The sequence below is a fragment of the Microcystis sp. LSC13-02 genome (genome assembly GCA_002282935.1).
In the GTDB taxonomy this organism is placed as follows: Bacteria; Cyanobacteriota; Cyanobacteriia; order Cyanobacteriales; family Microcystaceae; genus Microcystis.
The window spans coordinates 2,355-19,199 of record MTBT01000243.1 but is presented as its reverse complement, the minus strand read 5'-3'; the positions used below and the strand labels follow the sequence as shown (position 1 = coordinate 19,199).

The 16,845-nt window shown below is 42.5% G+C and carries 14 protein-coding genes and 1 tRNA gene; 4 read left to right on the top strand and 11 right to left on the bottom strand.

The window, feature by feature from the left end; translation table 11 throughout:
• Nucleotides 1-86 precede the first annotated feature (86 nt).
• The 8 genes from BGL89_RS15260 to BGL89_RS15225 form a co-directional block, all read right to left on the bottom strand.
• The gene (locus tag BGL89_RS15260; RefSeq protein WP_286826422.1) at nucleotides 87-1,025 is read right to left on the bottom strand and encodes a J domain-containing protein; all 939 of its coding nucleotides are present in this window, start codon (nucleotides 1,023-1,025) and stop codon (nucleotides 87-89) included.
• Between the two features lie 52 nt (nucleotides 1,026-1,077).
• Nucleotides 1,078-1,899 (bottom strand): inositol monophosphatase family protein, encoded by an 822-nt coding sequence (locus BGL89_RS15255; RefSeq protein ID WP_286826421.1) that lies wholly within the window; start codon nucleotides 1,897-1,899, stop codon nucleotides 1,078-1,080.
• Nucleotides 1,900-1,913: 14 nt separating this feature from the next.
• Nucleotides 1,914-2,282 (bottom strand): 2Fe-2S iron-sulfur cluster-binding protein, encoded by a 369-nt coding sequence (locus BGL89_RS15250; protein ID WP_286826420.1) that lies wholly within the window; start codon nucleotides 2,280-2,282, stop codon nucleotides 1,914-1,916.
• Nucleotides 2,283-2,761: 479 nt separating this feature from the next.
• On the bottom strand, nucleotides 2,762-2,986 hold the full coding sequence (locus tag BGL89_RS15245; protein WP_286826419.1) for a hypothetical protein: 225 nt from the start codon (nucleotides 2,984-2,986) through the stop codon (nucleotides 2,762-2,764).
• Nucleotides 2,964-3,272, bottom strand: a complete 309-nt coding sequence (locus BGL89_RS15240) for a BrnT family toxin (protein WP_286826423.1) — start codon at nucleotides 3,270-3,272, stop codon at nucleotides 2,964-2,966. Before BGL89_RS15240 ends, BGL89_RS15245 begins: the two co-directional genes overlap by 23 nt.
• 98 nt (nucleotides 3,273-3,370) lie before the next feature.
• On the bottom strand, nucleotides 3,371-3,526 hold the full coding sequence (locus BGL89_RS15235) for a hypothetical protein (protein ID WP_286826418.1): 156 nt from the start codon (nucleotides 3,524-3,526) through the stop codon (nucleotides 3,371-3,373).
• A gap of 10 nt (nucleotides 3,527-3,536) precedes the next feature.
• Nucleotides 3,537-5,783, bottom strand: a complete 2,247-nt coding sequence (locus BGL89_RS15230; protein ID WP_286826417.1) for a hypothetical protein — start codon at nucleotides 5,781-5,783, stop codon at nucleotides 3,537-3,539.
• The gene (locus tag BGL89_RS15225) at nucleotides 5,780-6,721 is read right to left on the bottom strand and encodes a homogentisate phytyltransferase (RefSeq protein ID WP_286826416.1); all 942 of its coding nucleotides are present in this window, start codon (nucleotides 6,719-6,721) and stop codon (nucleotides 5,780-5,782) included. The genes BGL89_RS15230 and BGL89_RS15225 overlap by 4 nt, the downstream gene beginning before the upstream one ends.
• Before the next feature lie 239 nt (nucleotides 6,722-6,960).
• On the opposite strand from BGL89_RS15225, the gene BGL89_RS15220 reads away from it, so the two are divergent.
• Nucleotides 6,961-7,047 (top strand) — tRNA-Ser (locus BGL89_RS15220).
• 107 nt (nucleotides 7,048-7,154) lie between these two features.
• Here the strand turns inward: BGL89_RS15220 and BGL89_RS15215 are convergent.
• On the bottom strand, nucleotides 7,155-7,817 hold the full coding sequence (locus tag BGL89_RS15215; protein ID WP_286826415.1) for a class I SAM-dependent methyltransferase: 663 nt from the start codon (nucleotides 7,815-7,817) through the stop codon (nucleotides 7,155-7,157).
• Nucleotides 7,818-7,923: 106 nt separating this feature from the next.
• Here BGL89_RS15215 and BGL89_RS15210 point away from each other — a divergent pair, with 106 nt between their 5' ends.
• Nucleotides 7,924-11,037: a hybrid sensor histidine kinase/response regulator gene (locus tag BGL89_RS15210; RefSeq protein ID WP_286826414.1), complete on the top strand. Its 3,114-nt coding sequence runs from the start codon at nucleotides 7,924-7,926 to the stop codon at nucleotides 11,035-11,037.
• Between the two features lie 13 nt (nucleotides 11,038-11,050).
• Here BGL89_RS15210 and BGL89_RS15205 read toward each other — a convergent pair whose 3' ends face one another.
• On the bottom strand, nucleotides 11,051-11,797 hold the full coding sequence (locus BGL89_RS15205) for a class I SAM-dependent methyltransferase (RefSeq protein WP_286826413.1): 747 nt from the start codon (nucleotides 11,795-11,797) through the stop codon (nucleotides 11,051-11,053).
• Nucleotides 11,798-12,602: 805 nt separating this feature from the next.
• Between BGL89_RS15205 and BGL89_RS15200 the strand changes: the two genes are divergently transcribed.
• Nucleotides 12,603-14,219, top strand: a complete 1,617-nt coding sequence (locus BGL89_RS15200; protein ID WP_286826412.1) for an ArnT family glycosyltransferase — start codon at nucleotides 12,603-12,605, stop codon at nucleotides 14,217-14,219.
• A gap of 106 nt (nucleotides 14,220-14,325) precedes the next feature.
• Nucleotides 14,326-16,038: a putative glycosyltransferase family protein gene (locus tag BGL89_RS15195; RefSeq protein ID WP_286826411.1), complete on the top strand. Its 1,713-nt coding sequence runs from the start codon at nucleotides 14,326-14,328 to the stop codon at nucleotides 16,036-16,038.
• 66 nt (nucleotides 16,039-16,104) lie between these two features.
• Here the strand turns inward: BGL89_RS15195 and BGL89_RS15190 are convergent, their stop codons facing one another.
• On the bottom strand, nucleotides 16,105-16,596 hold the full coding sequence (locus BGL89_RS15190; RefSeq protein ID WP_286826410.1) for a hypothetical protein: 492 nt from the start codon (nucleotides 16,594-16,596) through the stop codon (nucleotides 16,105-16,107).
• Nucleotides 16,597-16,845 lie beyond the last annotated feature (249 nt).

The window sequence follows — 16,845 nt, the reverse complement described above, 5'->3', positions numbered from 1 at the left end:
GCTATCTGCGTCAACCCCGTTGACGCGACCACCCTAAAAAAGTGGCGTGGTGAGGAATCGCCGTCCGTTTTACGGCGGCGAGGATGTCAATCTTTATTATCACCAAATAGAGACCAAAAACCGCCCTTGCGATCCCCTTCCTTTTTTTGTCCCTTCTGGTCTTCCATTTCAACATTAGGATTAACTACTTTATCTAGTTCCCGTTTGCACCTAATCACCGTCGCATCTTTGGGGCTGACTTGCCAGGCACGATTGATATGAACCCGGGCCATGGCGAGTTGATTTTGTTGCAGGTAGGCTAAACCGAGCAGGGCGTGACAGATGCCATTATCCGGTTCTTGCCGCAGGGCATCGCGCAATTCTCGCAAAGCTTGGGCGGGGTTATTTTGGTCAAGAGAGGCTTGGGCGCGGCGAATATAGGCTTCTAGGGGCGATTCTTTGGCTTTAGCCTCGGCTGCCGTCGTGACAGTCGCTCCCAATAACTCGGACTGGTTAGGATTGCCTTGGGAGATAAAGACTTTCTGGATAGTTTTCTTGTTGCCCTGACCTTCGGTTAAGATCAGATAAACCAGATTGAGTTCACTGAGTTGGGCGATTTTCTGATAGGTGTTTTCTAGGGCGGTATATTGATCGATCGCCAAAGATTGCAGGGTTTTTTGATAGGCTAATTCATAGTTAGCGGTGAACTGGGCTAGTTTTCTAGCTGGTTCGCTGCTGATAGTGATTTTACCCGAATCCTTCGCCATTGCCTTGCCCATTTGTGTTAAAACAAGGCGAAATTCTTCCCGAGATAGTTTGCGGCTTAGATGTTCGTAGGCAGGGTTAACTAATTTTGAGAGTAACTCATTAGCCTGTTCCCTTTCGGTGGGGGTGTGAATGCGACAGGTATCGGGATGGAGTTTATAGGCAATTTTTAAGTAACGCTCGCGAATCTCCTCCTGTTCGGCATCGATCGAGACTCCTAAAACAGCGAAGTGATCGATTAAATCAAATTGAAATAATCCCTGGGAAATCGGAAAAGGCATACAGCGAATCCTACTCTAATCACAATGATAATCGCAATAAATATTAAAAGAATTAAAACTGAAAACTCCAAGAGGCGGCTTTTTGCAGAGCTTGGCTTAAGGTGGTGTGAATCTGTCCGTTAGTGGCCAAGATTCGCCCCGTTTCCATCAGAAAAGGACTCTCATCGTAGGCGCTAATTTTACCGCCAGCTTCTTCGATCAGAATAATTCCCGCAGCCATATCCCAGGGATTAATCCCTCGTTCCCAATAACCATCTAAGCGCCCACAGGCCACATCGGTTAAATCTTTGGCAGCGGAACCGCTGCGGCGTACCCCTTGAGTCAGATGGGTCAGATAACAGAATTCGGCATAATTATTATCGGGGGTTTGACAACGATCGTAGGCAAAGCCCGTCACCAGTAAACTTTTTTCTAGTTCACTCGTCTGGGAGACATGGATGGGACGACGGTTCAGGGTGGCTCCTAGACCCTGGGCTGCCCGAAATAGTTCCTTTCTAAAGGGGTTATAGATGACTCCCACTTTTGCTATCCCTCCGATGAGTAGTCCGATGGAGACGACGGATACGGGATAACCGTGGGCATAGTTGGTGGTGCCATCGAGAGGATCGATCGCCCAGAGATACTCGCTGTCCGTCCCTGGCAGTTTTCCCGATTCTTCCGCTAAAATCCCATGTTCGGGAAAGTGACGGCTAATAATTTTGAGAATTTCTGTTTCTGCTCGACGATCTATTTCCGTCACTAAATCGCCCGATCGCCCTTTTTCTTCTATTTTCTCGATTTTACCCCAATTATCGATAATTATTGTTCCCGCTGCTAGGGCTGCTTCGCTGGCAATGTCTAGGTATTTTTCTAATTGGTTGCTGGTATCTGGCACGATTAATCCCTAATCTATTCTTCATCTAAGGGTAAACCAAAACGCACTTTGCCACGGGCAAAAAAGCGACCGAATTGTAATTCATAGACTTCATCTTCGTCTTGGGTGGCTACTTCCATATCGCTACGGGCATAACTGACACAAAGTAAAGCATAACCTCTGGCTTTTAATTCCGGCGATAGTCCAATCGCTTCTGGTTGATGGATGTCTCCTGATAATACCCTGACCGCGCAGCTGGTACAAGCTCCATTGCGACAGGAAAAGGGTAATTGATGACCCTGTTTTTCCAGACTGTGCAGTATATAGTTATCCCCTGGAACGGTGGTGACAAATTTTTCCCCCGTCTGACGATTGTGAACGGTGATTTGATAACATTTACTCATAGTTTAGTTAGGCGGAAATTATAGATGCAATTTAGATAGTTCTAAATTTAGGGGCTATTTTGGTCAGCCACCTTGATTATATCATCAATAATTGCTCAAATAGTCTTCATCTTTACAAATTCTCCTTGACAAAAGATTCAGTTTTCGGGGAATTTGCCTAAATCTAAGAATCTTGCACCATCAGCTTTAATCATCTTTAATCGTCAAAATATCCACGGGCTTGACATAGGCGAAAAATCAGCATCTTTTCTTAAATTACGATGAAATTGATTAATGTTAAGAGTTCTCAGAAAACGTTTAAGAGAGAGACTGAGAAGGTTTCAGGCTGGGAATAGATTGACGCACGATTTATCTATTTTAGAAGATTGGTCATAATTTTGTCAATCTCTCGTTAGAATTATAGCCAGTCTCTTAATAATCTATCCGCACTTTCTCCCCTGCTTTCTCTGAGAAATTAGTTATCGAACGTTTTTTTTTACTTATTTTTCAGGGATAGCGGATAAGATAGCTCGAAGTGCTTTGTTGACATCTTCAGAATTTTTGAAAACTTTAGCGACATCTGGTTCTAAGGTGACAGTGATTTTTATTTCATTTACCTGAGAAACAAAACGAGTAGGATGAGCCTTAGTATAATTAAAATTATATTCAGGAAGTAGGTCATCTTGTAAATTTTGGTTGGTTTCAGAATCCTGTGTATCTTTCATAGTCTTGGCGTTCTTTTTTGTTTGTTAAACGTGCGCTGATAATACGAATTATTTGATTTCTTTCAGTAAAACAAACTACTAAAAGGCGATTATTATCATCGTGTCCGATAATAATTTCTCGTTTTTCACTGACCGAATGCCACTCATCATCAAAAATGTAGGCTAGGGAATCTCGAAAAACAGCCTTAGCTTCTTCAAAATTGATGCCATGCTTTTTGAGATTAAGTTTTGCCTTGGGGTTAAGTAGTGGTGCAAAATTAATTTCTTGGTTAGGATAGGCACTCATGCAAGAGGCAAAAGTCAAGAGGTGGTTAGATATGTGTAATTAATTTTTACTAGGTACTTATCCCAATCAAATTGTAAGTTCATAAACTCAATTATAGTTCAATCTCCCCCTAAACGCCGCACTTTAAAACTTTGTCGTTTTCCTACTACCAAGGTATCATAGTTAGAATGTAGGGTGCGCTCTTCGATAGTGTAACGCCGAGCGTGGGGTGGGGATTGTTGATTTTGGTTTTTTAACAGAATTGGGAGTCGCAAACACGCACCTCTACTCTTGAAAATTCATCTCTTTTAATCTAACTGCACCGTCGATAATTGAGATTTCCTGGGAGCCAATTTGCACGATCGCATCTAATCCCTTGTCGATAATTTTAACTGCTGGGGGACGACTTTTCTGGACGGTCATCACCAGAAAAAATTCCTCGCTGCCCGTGGCTAAAATGCGCTCACCTGTATTAGTTTTCTCGACTTTTAAAGTCACTGGAGTGATAAAAGTTCCCTGCATATTTGCCCGATTTTGAGTGATAGTAAAACTATTTTTTCCGAGAGTGACATTTCCCTGTGTATTCATCACCCAAGTTTTATTAATAAATTCTGGTTGATCGACTTTACCTAATAATTTATCCATCAAGACGAATAATCCGGGGGAACCGGAGGACAGACTGTAATCGACGGCGAAAGAGCGAACTAGAGCGACTCCTGCCCGTGTATCAGCCCCTTTAACCCTAATTTTATCAGTTTTTAACGTAATTACTCCCGAACCATCGGGACTAGATTGAAAAGATATCGGTTTTGCCTGGCTCCAAGGCGGTGTTTTCGGGAAAATAACCGTATTTTCTGAGTTCCAGTCGCCTTTTGACCGCTCAAAACTCGCCCAATGTCCTCCTAGTCCCCAAATTCTTACACTAGCGACATCGGGAAAAGACCATCCCCCCACAAAAGGTTGCTGTTTGAGATAGATACTAGCGACAAAATCCTCTTCATTTTGCCACCGATTACGAAAAGCATAAAATCCCTTTTGTTGATCAACTAAAACCCGGGAAAGTTGGCGTTCGGGATTTTCTGGAATAAGATTAGATGGATAAGCAGCGAGAAGAAAAGGGGCAATATGAGGATAATGGGGGTGAAAAAGTTGTTTTTCTTGACCTTGTAATCGCCATTTTATTGCTGGTATCAATGATTTATCGGTAATTCCCAATCCAGCAGTTAATAAAGATACCCCTACAAACATCTGATGTCTGCCATAAGCAGGAATCAATAATTGACCATTTTTAGGGACAATTCTGGTTAAATAATGGGGGATCAATTGGGCTGCCGAGGAACCAGTTACTAAGTCTAATCCGAGACTATTTCGATACCCTTGCAGAAAAGGAAAAACAGCGAGAACCATGGGTTCGGTACTGTATAAATCTCCTTCCGTGCCAAATCCTCGATCGCCGATAGCTGTGGTAAAATAGCGTTCGATGTGACGTTTGGCCATTTCCACCTGTGCAGAGGGATAATAGAGAGGATCGGGCGGTACATCTTCCTTGAGAATCGCTAAACTAGCTAATCCTGCCGCACCTCTGGCCCGCGCATTCCAGTTACTAACTGCCTCTCCATTCCATCCATCTTTGGGTGAACCACCTTTGAGAAGTTTTTTACTTTCACTAAATAACCAGCCAGTAATTTCCCGTTGGCGCTTTTCTCCCCAAAAATCATAACAAAGATCGTAGGCGAGAGCGACTCCGGCGACAATTGGAGATTGTTCTAAGACTCTCCTTCCCCGATTTTTACGGGTTTTTTCGAGAATTTCCCAGGCGGTTTCTGCTGATTTTTGATCTTGATTTAAAATTGCTAAAAAACAATGACCTGTGGCATGATAACCCCCATTAGGAACATAACCATCGTAATAAATTTTTTGCTGTAAACTGTTGTTTAATTGAGCGATAATAGTCTGACCGATGGGAGTTTTCGCTTTTTCTCTGAGATTAGTTAATTCTGACTTGCGAAAGATTAAACGGGGATGTTCTCGCGGTTGTAGGGGTTGGTGATTAGGGACAGGATTAGGCCATAAAGGGGAAATTGTGCCATTAACTTGGTTTTGTAGTCTTCTTCCCCCTAAAGTACCTTGATAACTGCCGATAAGTTGGTCTTGGTAGGGGACAATTTCGATATTATAGATAGCTTCCCTGACTTCCGCTTGCCAAGGGTGAGTTTGAATGTTCATTTTCACCTGTAATTGCCAAGCATTGTCTAATTTAATCGTTTTTACCGTACCTTGGTGATCCACTTCTTTATTGAATTTGGGCGCGTATCCCCACACCGAAGGCTGACAAACAGATCGATCGCAGCTTAAATCTAGGGTAATATCTTGATAAACGGGTTGATCTTGCCACAGTTTCCAAACGCCATTTTTTAGGGTTAAACGAAGGTTGCCGGTTAATAATTGCGGATCGATGGTTTCTTGACTAGGTGCGCTTGTACCACCTAGCAAAAGTAAGGGAATGGCCGCTAAAAAAGGAGATATTTTCATATCAAACAAGCCAGGGGGAATATAATGTATTCTAAAAAGAATAATTTCCAAATAAATTGGTAAAATCGGCTGATTTCGCTTTTATCTTCTAAATTTACCCTGCGACTACGCCACCAAAGAAGAAGAAGTAGGAGCAGATGGGCGACAATGGCCAGAGGAGAATTAATTCCCGTTATCCCCAAGAGACCGACGGCAATCATCCCTGCATAACATAAAGAAATTGTCAATAGAGAAATTGTTAAGATTTTTTCAGGGCCGAGCAGCAGGGTAAAAGTGGTAATCTGGTAAATGCGATCGCCTTCTAGGTCAGGAACATCCTTGAAAATAGCGATCGCAACGGTGAAAACAAGAACAAAAGCTGTTAAAACCCAGACTGAGGGATAGATAGACTGATTTTGATTAATAACTGTGTTGTAGTGGCGAAAAAGACCTAAATTGACGATAACACCCCGGACGGTAAAAATACAGAAGGCTGCCCAGAGAGGAAAGCGTTTTAACCGCACTGGTGGCAAGGAATAGGCAGTACCGATGAGTAAACTAATCCCCACGGTGATTAATAGCCAAAAACCACCGATAAAAGCCAGTATAATTGCTAAAATAGCAGTAAAACCCACGATCAACCCTCCTGTTAACCGAGAAAATTCGCCCTTTGCTAGGGGAAGATGAGGTTTATTGATTTTATCGATGTCGATGTCTTCCAACTGATTTAAACCGACGATATAGACATTACCCGCAAGACAAGCGACCCAAGTGAGCAATAAAACCGACCAATGGCTAAAAAAATCGCTAATATTGCCCAAAGCAATTAAATACAGACTTAAAACACTGAAAGAAGTGCCGATAATCGTATGGGGACGGGAAAATTTCCAGAGACTCCCTAACCGGTGGAGAAAGTTAGGCTGGGGATGGTTAACTGGAAGAAAAGGAGCTTGATTCATCAGACCTCTTGTAAAAATCAAAAATTGTCGTGGTTGGTGAGGAGTCAGTAGTCGGTCGTCAGGAGAATTAAGAATGAATAATAATCAATTAAATGGTTTATTTGGATATTTTATGCCACTTAATCCTTATTTTTGACGTTTTTAAACCCTCAAAAATCAATTATGCAAGAGGTTTATCAAAAAAAATCAATCCGAGGACAAGTAATCTGTTAAAATGATAATCCGGACTCAAACCCTGTGGAGAGGTGGCAGAGTGGTTGAATGCGGCAGACTCGAAATCTGCTTTAGGGTCACACCTAACGTGGGTTCAAATCCCACCCTCTCCGTTGAACTGATAGATAACTTAGTGCTGTCGTTAAGGAGCTTAAGGGATGTAGCGTTGTCCTGGGTGGTTTCCGCAAGAGCAAAAGCTTTTCTACTCTCCCCAACTTCTTCACCGTTTCATGGCCAGGGTCAAACCATCACCAATAGGAATAATACTGATATTTACCCGTTCATCCTGCTGAATTTTGGCATTAAGGGAACGGATAATGTTGGTGCGATTATCAGTGCTATCGGCCGTCGCTACCCGTCCCGACCAAAAAACATTATCGATAGCGATAATTCCGCCATTTCTGACCAATTGTAACGCCCGTTCGTAGTAGGCATCATAATTACTTTTATCGGCATCGATAAAGACAAAATCAAAACTATTACTTTCTCCCCCGGCGATTAATTGATCTAAAGTCTCCAGGGCCGGGGCAATTCTTAAATCGATTTTATCGGCGACACCGGCCTGCTGCCAATAACGGCGGGCTATACTGGTATATTCTTCCCTTAGGTCACAGGCGATCAGCTTGCCTTCTGGGGGTAAAGCTAAGGCCACCACTAGAGAACTATAACCGGTAAAAACCCCTATTTCTAGGGTTTTTTTCGCCCCGATCACCTGTACCAAAAAAGCCAGAAACTGACCTTGTTCGGGGGCAATCTGCATGACTGCCAGGGGTTGAGAGGCAGTTTCTTGACGTAATTGAGCTAAAATAGGGGGTTCTCGCAGACAGATAGATTGATAATAGGAATAAAATTGTCGATCAAGTCCAAGAGTTTGATTAGCCATAAAAAAATTGCTAGTGGATAGAGTTATCGAGTAAGATTCTAGGTAATCTGAAGCTAAAGAGAGCGTATTGGTTGACCAAAAAGGAAGACTTGGCAGGAAGCAAATCATGATGAAACCCGACTCGGATCATCTCTTTAACGAGGATCTCGAACAGTTGTTAGAGAGTTTAGAAGACAAAGACACCGACGGTGACGAGGCTCTAGATGAACTCGGCTTTTTATTCGAGCAGAGTTCTTCTCTGGTGGCCAGAGCCGGGGCCTATCTTGGGCAAACCCCGTCTTCCTTGACCTCGGAAAGAGAATTAGAGGAACTTTTTGGCGATAGTATCAATTGGGAAGAATCCGCCACTAATGATCTTTATTATACCCCCGGACCGGCTCCCAAGTTAGAACTGGAAGATGGGGATGATCTCGAATCTCTGCTGCTAGAAAATGCGGTGGTCTTGGACTCAGAAGCAATTATAGCCATCGGCAACCCCAATTTTTACGACAGCCTCGAAGACTTAGAAGCTTTTCTGAAAAAACCCACGCCACCGGCGCAACCGCCACTACCAGACATCTTTGAATCCCTAGAGGCCTTCCTCTGGGAATCCCCAGCAGTGGACCTGGTGGCTGCGGTGGAACCTCTGCAAGGGTTAGAATCACGGGAAATTGCCCCAGAAAGCCTCCTAGAGGATGAATTCAAGGATTTAGAAAAACTCCTCGAAGAAACCAATCAGGTGATGGCAGCAAATCCGGCGGTCAGCGTCAGTCCACCAGTCCGGTCAAAAAACCTGCGTCCCCTTGTCAGTAAAGCTTTTGAACAGACGATGCGGGTGCCGATCAAACAATTGGATAACCTCAGCAATCTGATCGGGGAACTGGTGGTTAAACGCAATCGCCTTGAAGATGAACAGGATCGCCTGCGTCTCTTTTTAGATAATTTGCTAACCTGCGTCCAACATCTGGGTGATGTGGGCAGTCGGATGCAGGATCTCTATGAAAGAAGCCTCCTAGAAGGGGCTTTACTGGCTAGTCGCAATTCCGGTGGTGCCATCGGTTACGGTAGAGTTCAGGGAGAAAATCAGGGGGATTCGGCCATGGCTGGCGAACTAGATGCCCTAGAGATCGACCGTTTTACCGATTTCCATTTATTATCCCAAGAGATGATCGAATTGATCGTACGAGTGCGAGAATCGGGCTCTGATCTTCAATTTGTCGTCGATGAAACCGATCAGGTGACGCGCAGTCTGCGACAGGCCACCACCCAACTACAGGAAGGGATGACCAAATCGCGCATGGTTCCCTTTAGTCAAGCCGCCGATCGCCTACCCCGGGCAATTCGCGATATTTCCCTGAAACTTGATAAACAAGCCGAATTAAAAGTGGAAGGGGGTGATGTTCTCATCGATAAGATGATCCTCGAACATCTCAATAGTCCCATGACCCATCTGGTCAACAATGCGATCACCCACGGCATTGAATCACCCCAAGAACGCATGGACAAAGGGAAACCTGCCCTCGGGACCATCTCTGTCCGGGCATTCCTACAGGGGAATCAAACCGTGATCACCGTTGGTGATGATGGGGCCGGTATTGATGCTGATCAGGTGAAACGCAAGGCGATCGAAAAAGGCCTGATCGGCGATCGGGAAGCTGAACACCTCAGTCCCCAAGAAGTCTATGAACTCCTCTTTCACCCCGGTTTTAGTACCAAAGATCAGGCCGATGATTTTGCCGGTCGTGGGGTGGGTTTAGATGTGGTGCAGACCAGTTTAATCGATGTGCGCGGGACCGTTACTATTGACTCGGTACTGGGCAAAGGAAGCACTTTTACCATCCGTTTACCCCTAACCCTGAGTATCTGTAAGGCCCTGTGTTGTGTGAGTAATCATGCGCGCATCGGGTTCTCCATGGACGGAGTGGAAGATATGAAGGATTTCCGGTCCAGCGATATCCAAATCGATCGGGAGGGACGGCGCTGCGTTTTCTGGCAAAATACTTTACTACCCTTCCAACCCTTGAGCGAATTGCTTTCCTACAATCGGCAACTAAGTCGCGGTAGTTTTTATACTGGCAAACAGGAGGAAGACTCTTTTTCGATCGTGATCCTGCGCGGTGGTAATAATCTCCTCGCAGTACAGGTGGATCAAGTGATCGGTGAACTGGAAATCGTCATCAAACAGATCGAAGGACCGATTCCGAAAACGGCTGGGATTGCTGGGGCGACGGTTTTGGGCGATGGTACGGTGATGCCGATCGGCGATGTGTTAGAGTTAATCGACATCGCCAGGGGTCGTCTGCGTACCGATAACGGTGGTCTTTGGCGCCAACCTGCCCCCCCCGTAGCGGTGGAAACTAGCCAAAAATCGGGGGCTATGGTTCTGATTGTCGATGATTCGATTACTGTCCGGGGATTGCTCTCTTTAAGCTTTAGTAAAGCCGGTTATCGTGTGGAACAGGCCCGGGATGGTCAAGAAGCTTGGGAAAAATTACGCGGCGGTTTGCCCTGTGATATCGTTTTCTGCGATATCGAGATGCCCCGCATGAATGGCCTAGAATTACTGTATAATTTGCAAAAAGACCCCCGATTAGCGTCCATTCCCGTGGCTTTATTGACTTCCCAAGGAGGGAAACGTCATCGTCAGGTGGCGGCGACATTAGGAGCTAGTGGTTATTTTACCAAGCCCTACACGGAAAGAGATTTACTCTCGGCGGCTGAAAGAATGATTGCGGGGGAAGTGTTACTAGCTAATAGTATTAAAGCGACTCGTAATCAGCCTTTATCCCCCGATGCAACGATTATTGACAGTAATCCCGCTAATTTCTTTGCACAATCGACTCCTCGGGTCTTGATTGTCGATGATTCGGTAACGGCGCGGGAAATGTTAGCGATTTCTTTGGTTAAAGCTGGTTATCGCATTGAAAAGGCCCGAGACGGTTTAGAAGCATGGGAAAAATTACGGGCTGGATTAGCTTGTGATCTGATTCTCTGCGATCTCGAAATGCCTCGCCTGAATGGGTTAGAATTGCTCTCTCGTCTGCAAAAGGATGAACAACTTCAGGGGATACCAGTAGCGATGATTACCTCGCGAGGGTCGCAAAAAATGCAGCATCTCGCCGCTGCTAAAGGGGCAAAAGGTTATTTTGTCAAGCCCTATATTGAGGATGTTTTACTGTCGGCAGCCCGACGTTTAATCGCTGGTGAGGTGTTAATCCAAAAAGAAAGTCCCGCGGATTAGCTTGGGTAACTTGCTAATTTGAATTTGTTTTCTGGAAAATCATTAAATGTTGTTGGGGCAAAGTCTCGATGATTTCTTCTGGCACTAAACCGAGAGCGGACATTTCTTTTTCTACCTGTCTGCGGGTCATTTTATGAAGGGCCTTGATGGGAATCAGGGGATTTTCACGACGGTATTCTACTAATACCACCCTACCATCGGGTTTTAAGGATTTGACCAGATTCTCCATCATCTCGCGGGGACAGGAAAACTCGTGATAAGCATCGACCATTAAAGCTAAATTGATCGCATTTATAGGCAATTTGGGATCGGTTTCTGTAGCGAGAATTGTGGTGACATTCTTCACTTGATTTTCCTCGGCCAAAAAATCAATTGCCCCTAACATTTCCGGTTGCACATCGACGGCGAAAACTTGTTCTACTAAATTCGCCATAGGAAAACTCAAATAACCTGTCCCCGCGCCGATATCTGCCACTAGGTCTGTGGGTTTTAAATGTAGTGCGGTGATCAGATCATCGGGTTTTTCCGTGAAACGGCGACTAGGACGTTCTAACCATAACATTTCTTGGTGTCCCATGACTTTAGCGATTTCCCGTCCTAGATAAAATTTACCGATACCATCGCGACTATGAAGCGATCGAATCTGATAATATTCCTCTGCCGCTAAAACTGAAGCATCGTAGGTAAAATTTAATAATCCTAAAGTACAGCCAAGCAGCATTAGGCAGGTGACGATAATAAGAGTTCGTTTGATCATCATGAGAAACCCAGTGGGGTATCATTGAAATTAGGTGCAGATCATTGGACAAAAACATCTTAACAGAAACACCTAATCAATCTATAATACATCGGATACGCATAAGCTTTATTGTATTTAAACTGCGTATTGGATATTTTAGTACAAATGATCAAACTCTCTCTCGCTGCTCCCTTCTCTCCTGCAATCTTAACGAGTAATTTAGATAGTCAACAGCTTATCGATTAAAGGTCTTCGTCACCCGATTCAGCAAGAGATGATGATTATAGCAGTTATCTTAATGGTGAGGTATGAGGTTTTCGTTTTGGGGAGACGGTCGCCAGGAGACGATGCCCTATCAGGTTATACTTCATCTTGATCAGAAACGCTGTAATCAGGGCGAGGGTTTTTGCTTGTTGTAGCCACTGCTCGTCAATTTACTTGACAATTCTGGTAGTTTTTGATAAGATCTTGCTAAAATGTCTGTGGTTTTCTCCCAGCTAGGGGACGGTTTATATCGAGGATTATCCTAATGTAAGCAATCTTCTCGGCTTTCCGGAAAACATGGCCGATTAACCTGAAATTTATGGGCATCTTAGATGATCAATCTTGATGGGAAGTGATTTTGTATTTTTTTGACATTTTAACCTTTTGATTTTATTGTCCTCACCAAAATTTTTTTGTCTATCCTAAAACCAGAAAGAAAGTCATCAAATAAATAACCACTAAGTAGGTAGGTGTTAAAAATTGTCAGATACCCCCCTTATTAAGGGGGGATTAAGGGGGGATCGAAGGCAAAATCTATCTTCTATTTAGTCTGTTTAATTCCATGCTAAAAACTGAGCAAATCCAAGTCATTATATCGAAATTTAAAGACCCCACTCTCTGGTTACTATTTTCCCTATCGGCAATCATCTTGCTCTGGAAATTAGGACAGAGGAGTTTAGAAGATTGGGATGAAGCTATATATGCACAAATTTCTAAAGAGATTGTACAAAATGGTGACTGGATAACTCTACATTACGGATATGTGCCTTGGTTTCATAAACCCCCCCTATTTATATGGTCAACCGCTGCTTTTTTTCAATTATTTGGGGTTGACGAATTTTGGGCAAGAGCGGCTTCGGCTTTATCAGGAGTCGCCTTAATTGCTATTATCTATTTGATTGGTAAAAAAGTTTATGGATATTGGGCAGGAGTTTTTGCCTCGTTGATTTTGTTGGCAAGTTATCAATTTGTCAATTCTGCTCGGTTTGGTACCACCGATATGATGCTGACATTCTTTCTATTTCTATCACTTTACGGTTATCTTCATCTTCGCCAAGGCAATCAAAAATGGTGGTATTTTATTGGTACTGCTTGTGCCTTGGCTTTTATGGTTAAAGGTTTTGCTGCCATTGTTGCACCGGCTGCCATTATAATAACGCTATTAATTGAAAGGCAGTTATTAACTACTTTTAAATCGAAACATTTTTGGCTAAGTATTGTCTTGGCTACCTTGATAATTATTCCCTGGCATTTAACAGTGCTACTACAGCATGGACAGGCTTTTTTGCAGAAATACTTAGGTTATCATGTGATTGAACGGGCAACCCGCCCCCTCGAGGGAAACAGTGGAGACTTTCTCTCATACTTCCGAACAGTTATTAAATTCTTTTTTCCTTGGGTTTATCTAATTCCTTTTGCATTTATCGTCAGTGTTAAAGATACTTTAAAGCCCCATAGCTCGTCGAGAATTATAATGGTTTTCTTTCTGGTGGTTTTTGGTCTATATAGTTTGGTATCAACCAAATTAAGCTGGTATATTCTTCCCCTTTATCCGATTTTTGCAATTTTTATCGGTTATCTATTTCAAAAGGCACAAGCTTCTTCTACTGCTCGTTCGTGGATATTGATTAGTATCGCAACTGTAGCTTTAGTTATTTTCCCTTTAACGCCTCTCAAAATTGTTGGTATTATCAGTCCTTCAGTTAAACAGATATTAGCAGTTTTCTGTTTTGCGATTGCAGCAACTCTACTTGTTCTCATTTTACTGAAAAGGCTTACTCCTAAATCGGCGACTATTTTACTATTTGCAGTTTTTGTCTTTTCTGGAATCAGAGAAGTTAGAGGACTTTATACTGCAAGAGTAACCCCCCTATCTGCCTTAGCACAAGTGGCAGGGCAAGAGGATTTTAATAAGAAAAATCCCTTAATAATTGCTAAGTTATCTGCTGATCTTAATCATCCCAGTGCCTTATTTTATAGTAATAGACCGATTTGGTGGCTGAGGAGTGCCGAAGAACTTAAAACTGCCGTCAATAGCGATAAAAATCATGAAATTATTATGAGTAAAGAAGATTTTGATAATTTATCTTCCGACTATGAAATTCAAGTATTATCTGAAAAAGCTAGTCTAGTTTATGCTAAAATTTATCCTAAGAACTCTCCCGAAATAAATAAGTAAAAAATCTATTTAATAGATAATAATTATTTAATTCTCTAGCTTGAGATTGCTAAAATCCAGGATTAGATAATGAGGAAAAAAATTAAAATCTTCTGCTTGCCTGATCATGAATATACTTGTTAGTCTTGCTCAATTACAGAGAAAACAACTTAGTTTCGCTCTTCTGGTATTTTTGATTATAGGTAGCACTTGGTTAGCTTTCTTATTCGCTCCAGAAAGAACAAATGATGGTCTTGTTCATTTATTTTGGAATAGTTTTTGGGCAGAGCAAGTTAAGTCTGGAGATTTATTCCCAAAATGGTATTCTCAAGGCTATGGAGGATACGGAAATGCTGCATTTTTATTCTATCCTCCTCTTTTAAGATATGTAGCTTTTCCCTATCATCTGCTCGGATTTTCTCCAGTTGTTGCTCTAAGATTTACGGTGCTAACTATTTTGCTCATCAATATAATTAGTGCCTCAACTTTAGCAGCATATTTATTCAAAAGAAGGGGCATACTTTACTATCAACTAATTATTATTTTAGCAATTAATCCTTACCTATTTTACTGTTTATTTTGGCGTGGTGCCTTAGCAGAGTGCTTGGCTATTGCTTTAATGCCTTTTTTTGTGACCGCGCTTCTAAAAGTTTCTACCAGGATTACTTTTGGTAATGGTTTAGCATTAACAATTACAACTTCTTTGATAGCATTAGCTCATCTACCTAGTCTGATTATTATATTTTTTCTGTTTGGTATTTATTCGGTAATTATCCTGTTAAAAAATAGAAATTTTCGGGATTTTTGCTGGCGGATTCTCTTCTTGATCATCGGCATAATTTTTTCTTTTCCTTACTTAGTTCCTGCGGTTTTTAATTTAAAAGAAATTCGTCAACCGATAGGAACTTCTCTGGGTGATTGGGTTGCTTTTGGTAATAACTTTTATCAAAATCGACATACTTTTATAATTAGTCTCATTTTCAGCATCTATCTAATTATCTATCTCTTAAGTATTCGACCAGTTTGGCGGAGAAGAAATAAATTAGAAAAATTTGATTTTGATCCGGTTGCTTTAATAGTTTTATCGGGACTGAGTTTATTGATGATTTCACCTCTTTCTTTACCACTCTACAAAATCATTTTTCCCCTGCAAAAAATCCAGTTTCCCTTTCGGTTCCTTGCCGTGGCATCGGGTCTAGTTTCTACTTTGGCAATTCTCTCTATTTCTGTGAATTTTGACCAGTTCAAAAAACGGCTTTTAGTCAGCTTGTTAGTCATTGCTGGTTTGTCTATTCCCAATTACCTTTTATTATCAAGTGTCCTAACTCCTCTTTACCAAGATTCCCTGGCCAAAGAACAACTCAACAACTTGATTACCGCCAGGATTAAACAGCCATCTTATCAATCCCAAAGAACAGCAACGGCTAATTTTTTACCAGTAGAACCAATTAAAGTCGGCGGTAAAGGATTTAATCTAGCGGCTGGTCTCTTAATTGTTCCAGATGTAGTAGATTATCTTCCGGCTGCCCTGAGTGAGAAAACGCCTTTCTGGAAATTTCAAGGTAATACCGTTTCTCCTGCTCAAGGTTATCAAGACCATTATGTTCGCAATGGTGACGGTCAATTGGCTATGGTCAAAGCTTCTTCATATAATCGTATTTGGGATTGCCAAATCGTCTCAGATACTCAGGTTGATCTGGGAATTACTTATTTTGGTCGCTGGCACTTTGAAACTAATCCCAAGGGAATGATTAGCAGTCAGGGAATCTCTCAGGATGGCTTATTTACTCTGCAATTAAAACCGGGAAAATACCAACTAATTGCTCAATATCGTGCTTAACTAAAGGGAAAAAAATAAATTCCCCGTCCAGGACAGGGAAAAAATCCGTCTTGATCAACAAAACAATTAATCCAAAAATCCCATTAAAGTTTCGGGATCATCGATTTCATTGGAAGCAACGGGACGATTACCCATGACTGTATAAGTTTCGCTAATGTGCAGATGACTCAGAGCGATCGGACGATTGCCAGATATCGCTAGAGTGCTACTGATTTCCATACCACTAGAGCCGACAGGACGCAATCCACCGACGGAAGAATAGGTACTCACAACTTTCAGATGGCTAACTTCCACGGGACGACCACCGGGTAACATTTCATCTTCCGTGAAGTGAAGATGGCTACTACCAACAGGGCGATTTTCGGGCAAGCGATGTTCAGGTTGATAGAATTTTAAGGCTTTGGAAGCTGATTCGGGACTGTTTTTCACCGAAAGGGCGACCACTTCTTTATCTTTGGCGGTTTTAGCCGTACTAGCCTTACCGCGCACAGTGCTGGTTTTTTCTTCTGTGGTTGCTGGGGTTTGAGTCCCATTTGTTTCTAGATTTTCCACCGTCATAACCTGATACTCCTTTCCGTTAATAGCTTCGGGGAAACGATAAGATTTAAGTTTAGGGTATTCTCGAAGACTTTTAATCTTTTTTTAAAATCCTCTGTAATATTAAGATACACCTTTCTCTCCCAAAACCCTATAAGTGTTGTTGACACTCCTGGGCTTAAAGGCGTGAGGATTCTCGAAGCTCATCACAGCCCTTTCTGGTTTCCCTTACTTAGGTCTTACACGATTATGTCTGAACCGAACCTACTA

Bases quoted from the DNA above. Each gene is read 5' to 3' on its own strand.
- BGL89_RS15190 (WP_286826410.1), bottom strand. From the start codon at position 16,596: ATGACGGTGGAAAATCTAGAAACAAATGGGACTCAAACCCCAGCAACC.
- BGL89_RS15210 (WP_286826414.1), top strand. From the start codon at position 7,924: ATGATGAAACCCGACTCGGATCATCTCTTTAACGAGGATCTCGAACAG.
- BGL89_RS15200 (WP_286826412.1), top strand. From the start codon at position 12,603: ATGCTAAAAACTGAGCAAATCCAAGTCATTATATCGAAATTTAAAGAC.
- BGL89_RS15260 (WP_286826422.1), bottom strand. From the start codon at position 1,025: ATGCCTTTTCCGATTTCCCAGGGATTATTTCAATTTGATTTAATCGAT.
- BGL89_RS15245 (WP_286826419.1), bottom strand. From the start codon at position 2,986: ATGAAAGATACACAGGATTCTGAAACCAACCAAAATTTACAAGATGAC.
- BGL89_RS15215 (WP_286826415.1), bottom strand. From the start codon at position 7,817: ATGGCTAATCAAACTCTTGGACTTGATCGACAATTTTATTCCTATTAT.
- BGL89_RS15205 (WP_286826413.1), bottom strand. From the start codon at position 11,797: ATGATGATCAAACGAACTCTTATTATCGTCACCTGCCTAATGCTGCTT.
- BGL89_RS15240 (WP_286826423.1), bottom strand. From the start codon at position 3,272: ATGAGTGCCTATCCTAACCAAGAAATTAATTTTGCACCACTACTTAAC.
- BGL89_RS15250 (WP_286826420.1), bottom strand. From the start codon at position 2,282: ATGAGTAAATGTTATCAAATCACCGTTCACAATCGTCAGACGGGGGAA.
- BGL89_RS15195 (WP_286826411.1), top strand. From the start codon at position 14,326: ATGAATATACTTGTTAGTCTTGCTCAATTACAGAGAAAACAACTTAGT.
- BGL89_RS15230 (WP_286826417.1), bottom strand. From the start codon at position 5,783: ATGAAAATATCTCCTTTTTTAGCGGCCATTCCCTTACTTTTGCTAGGT.
- BGL89_RS15225 (WP_286826416.1), bottom strand. From the start codon at position 6,721: ATGAATCAAGCTCCTTTTCTTCCAGTTAACCATCCCCAGCCTAACTTT.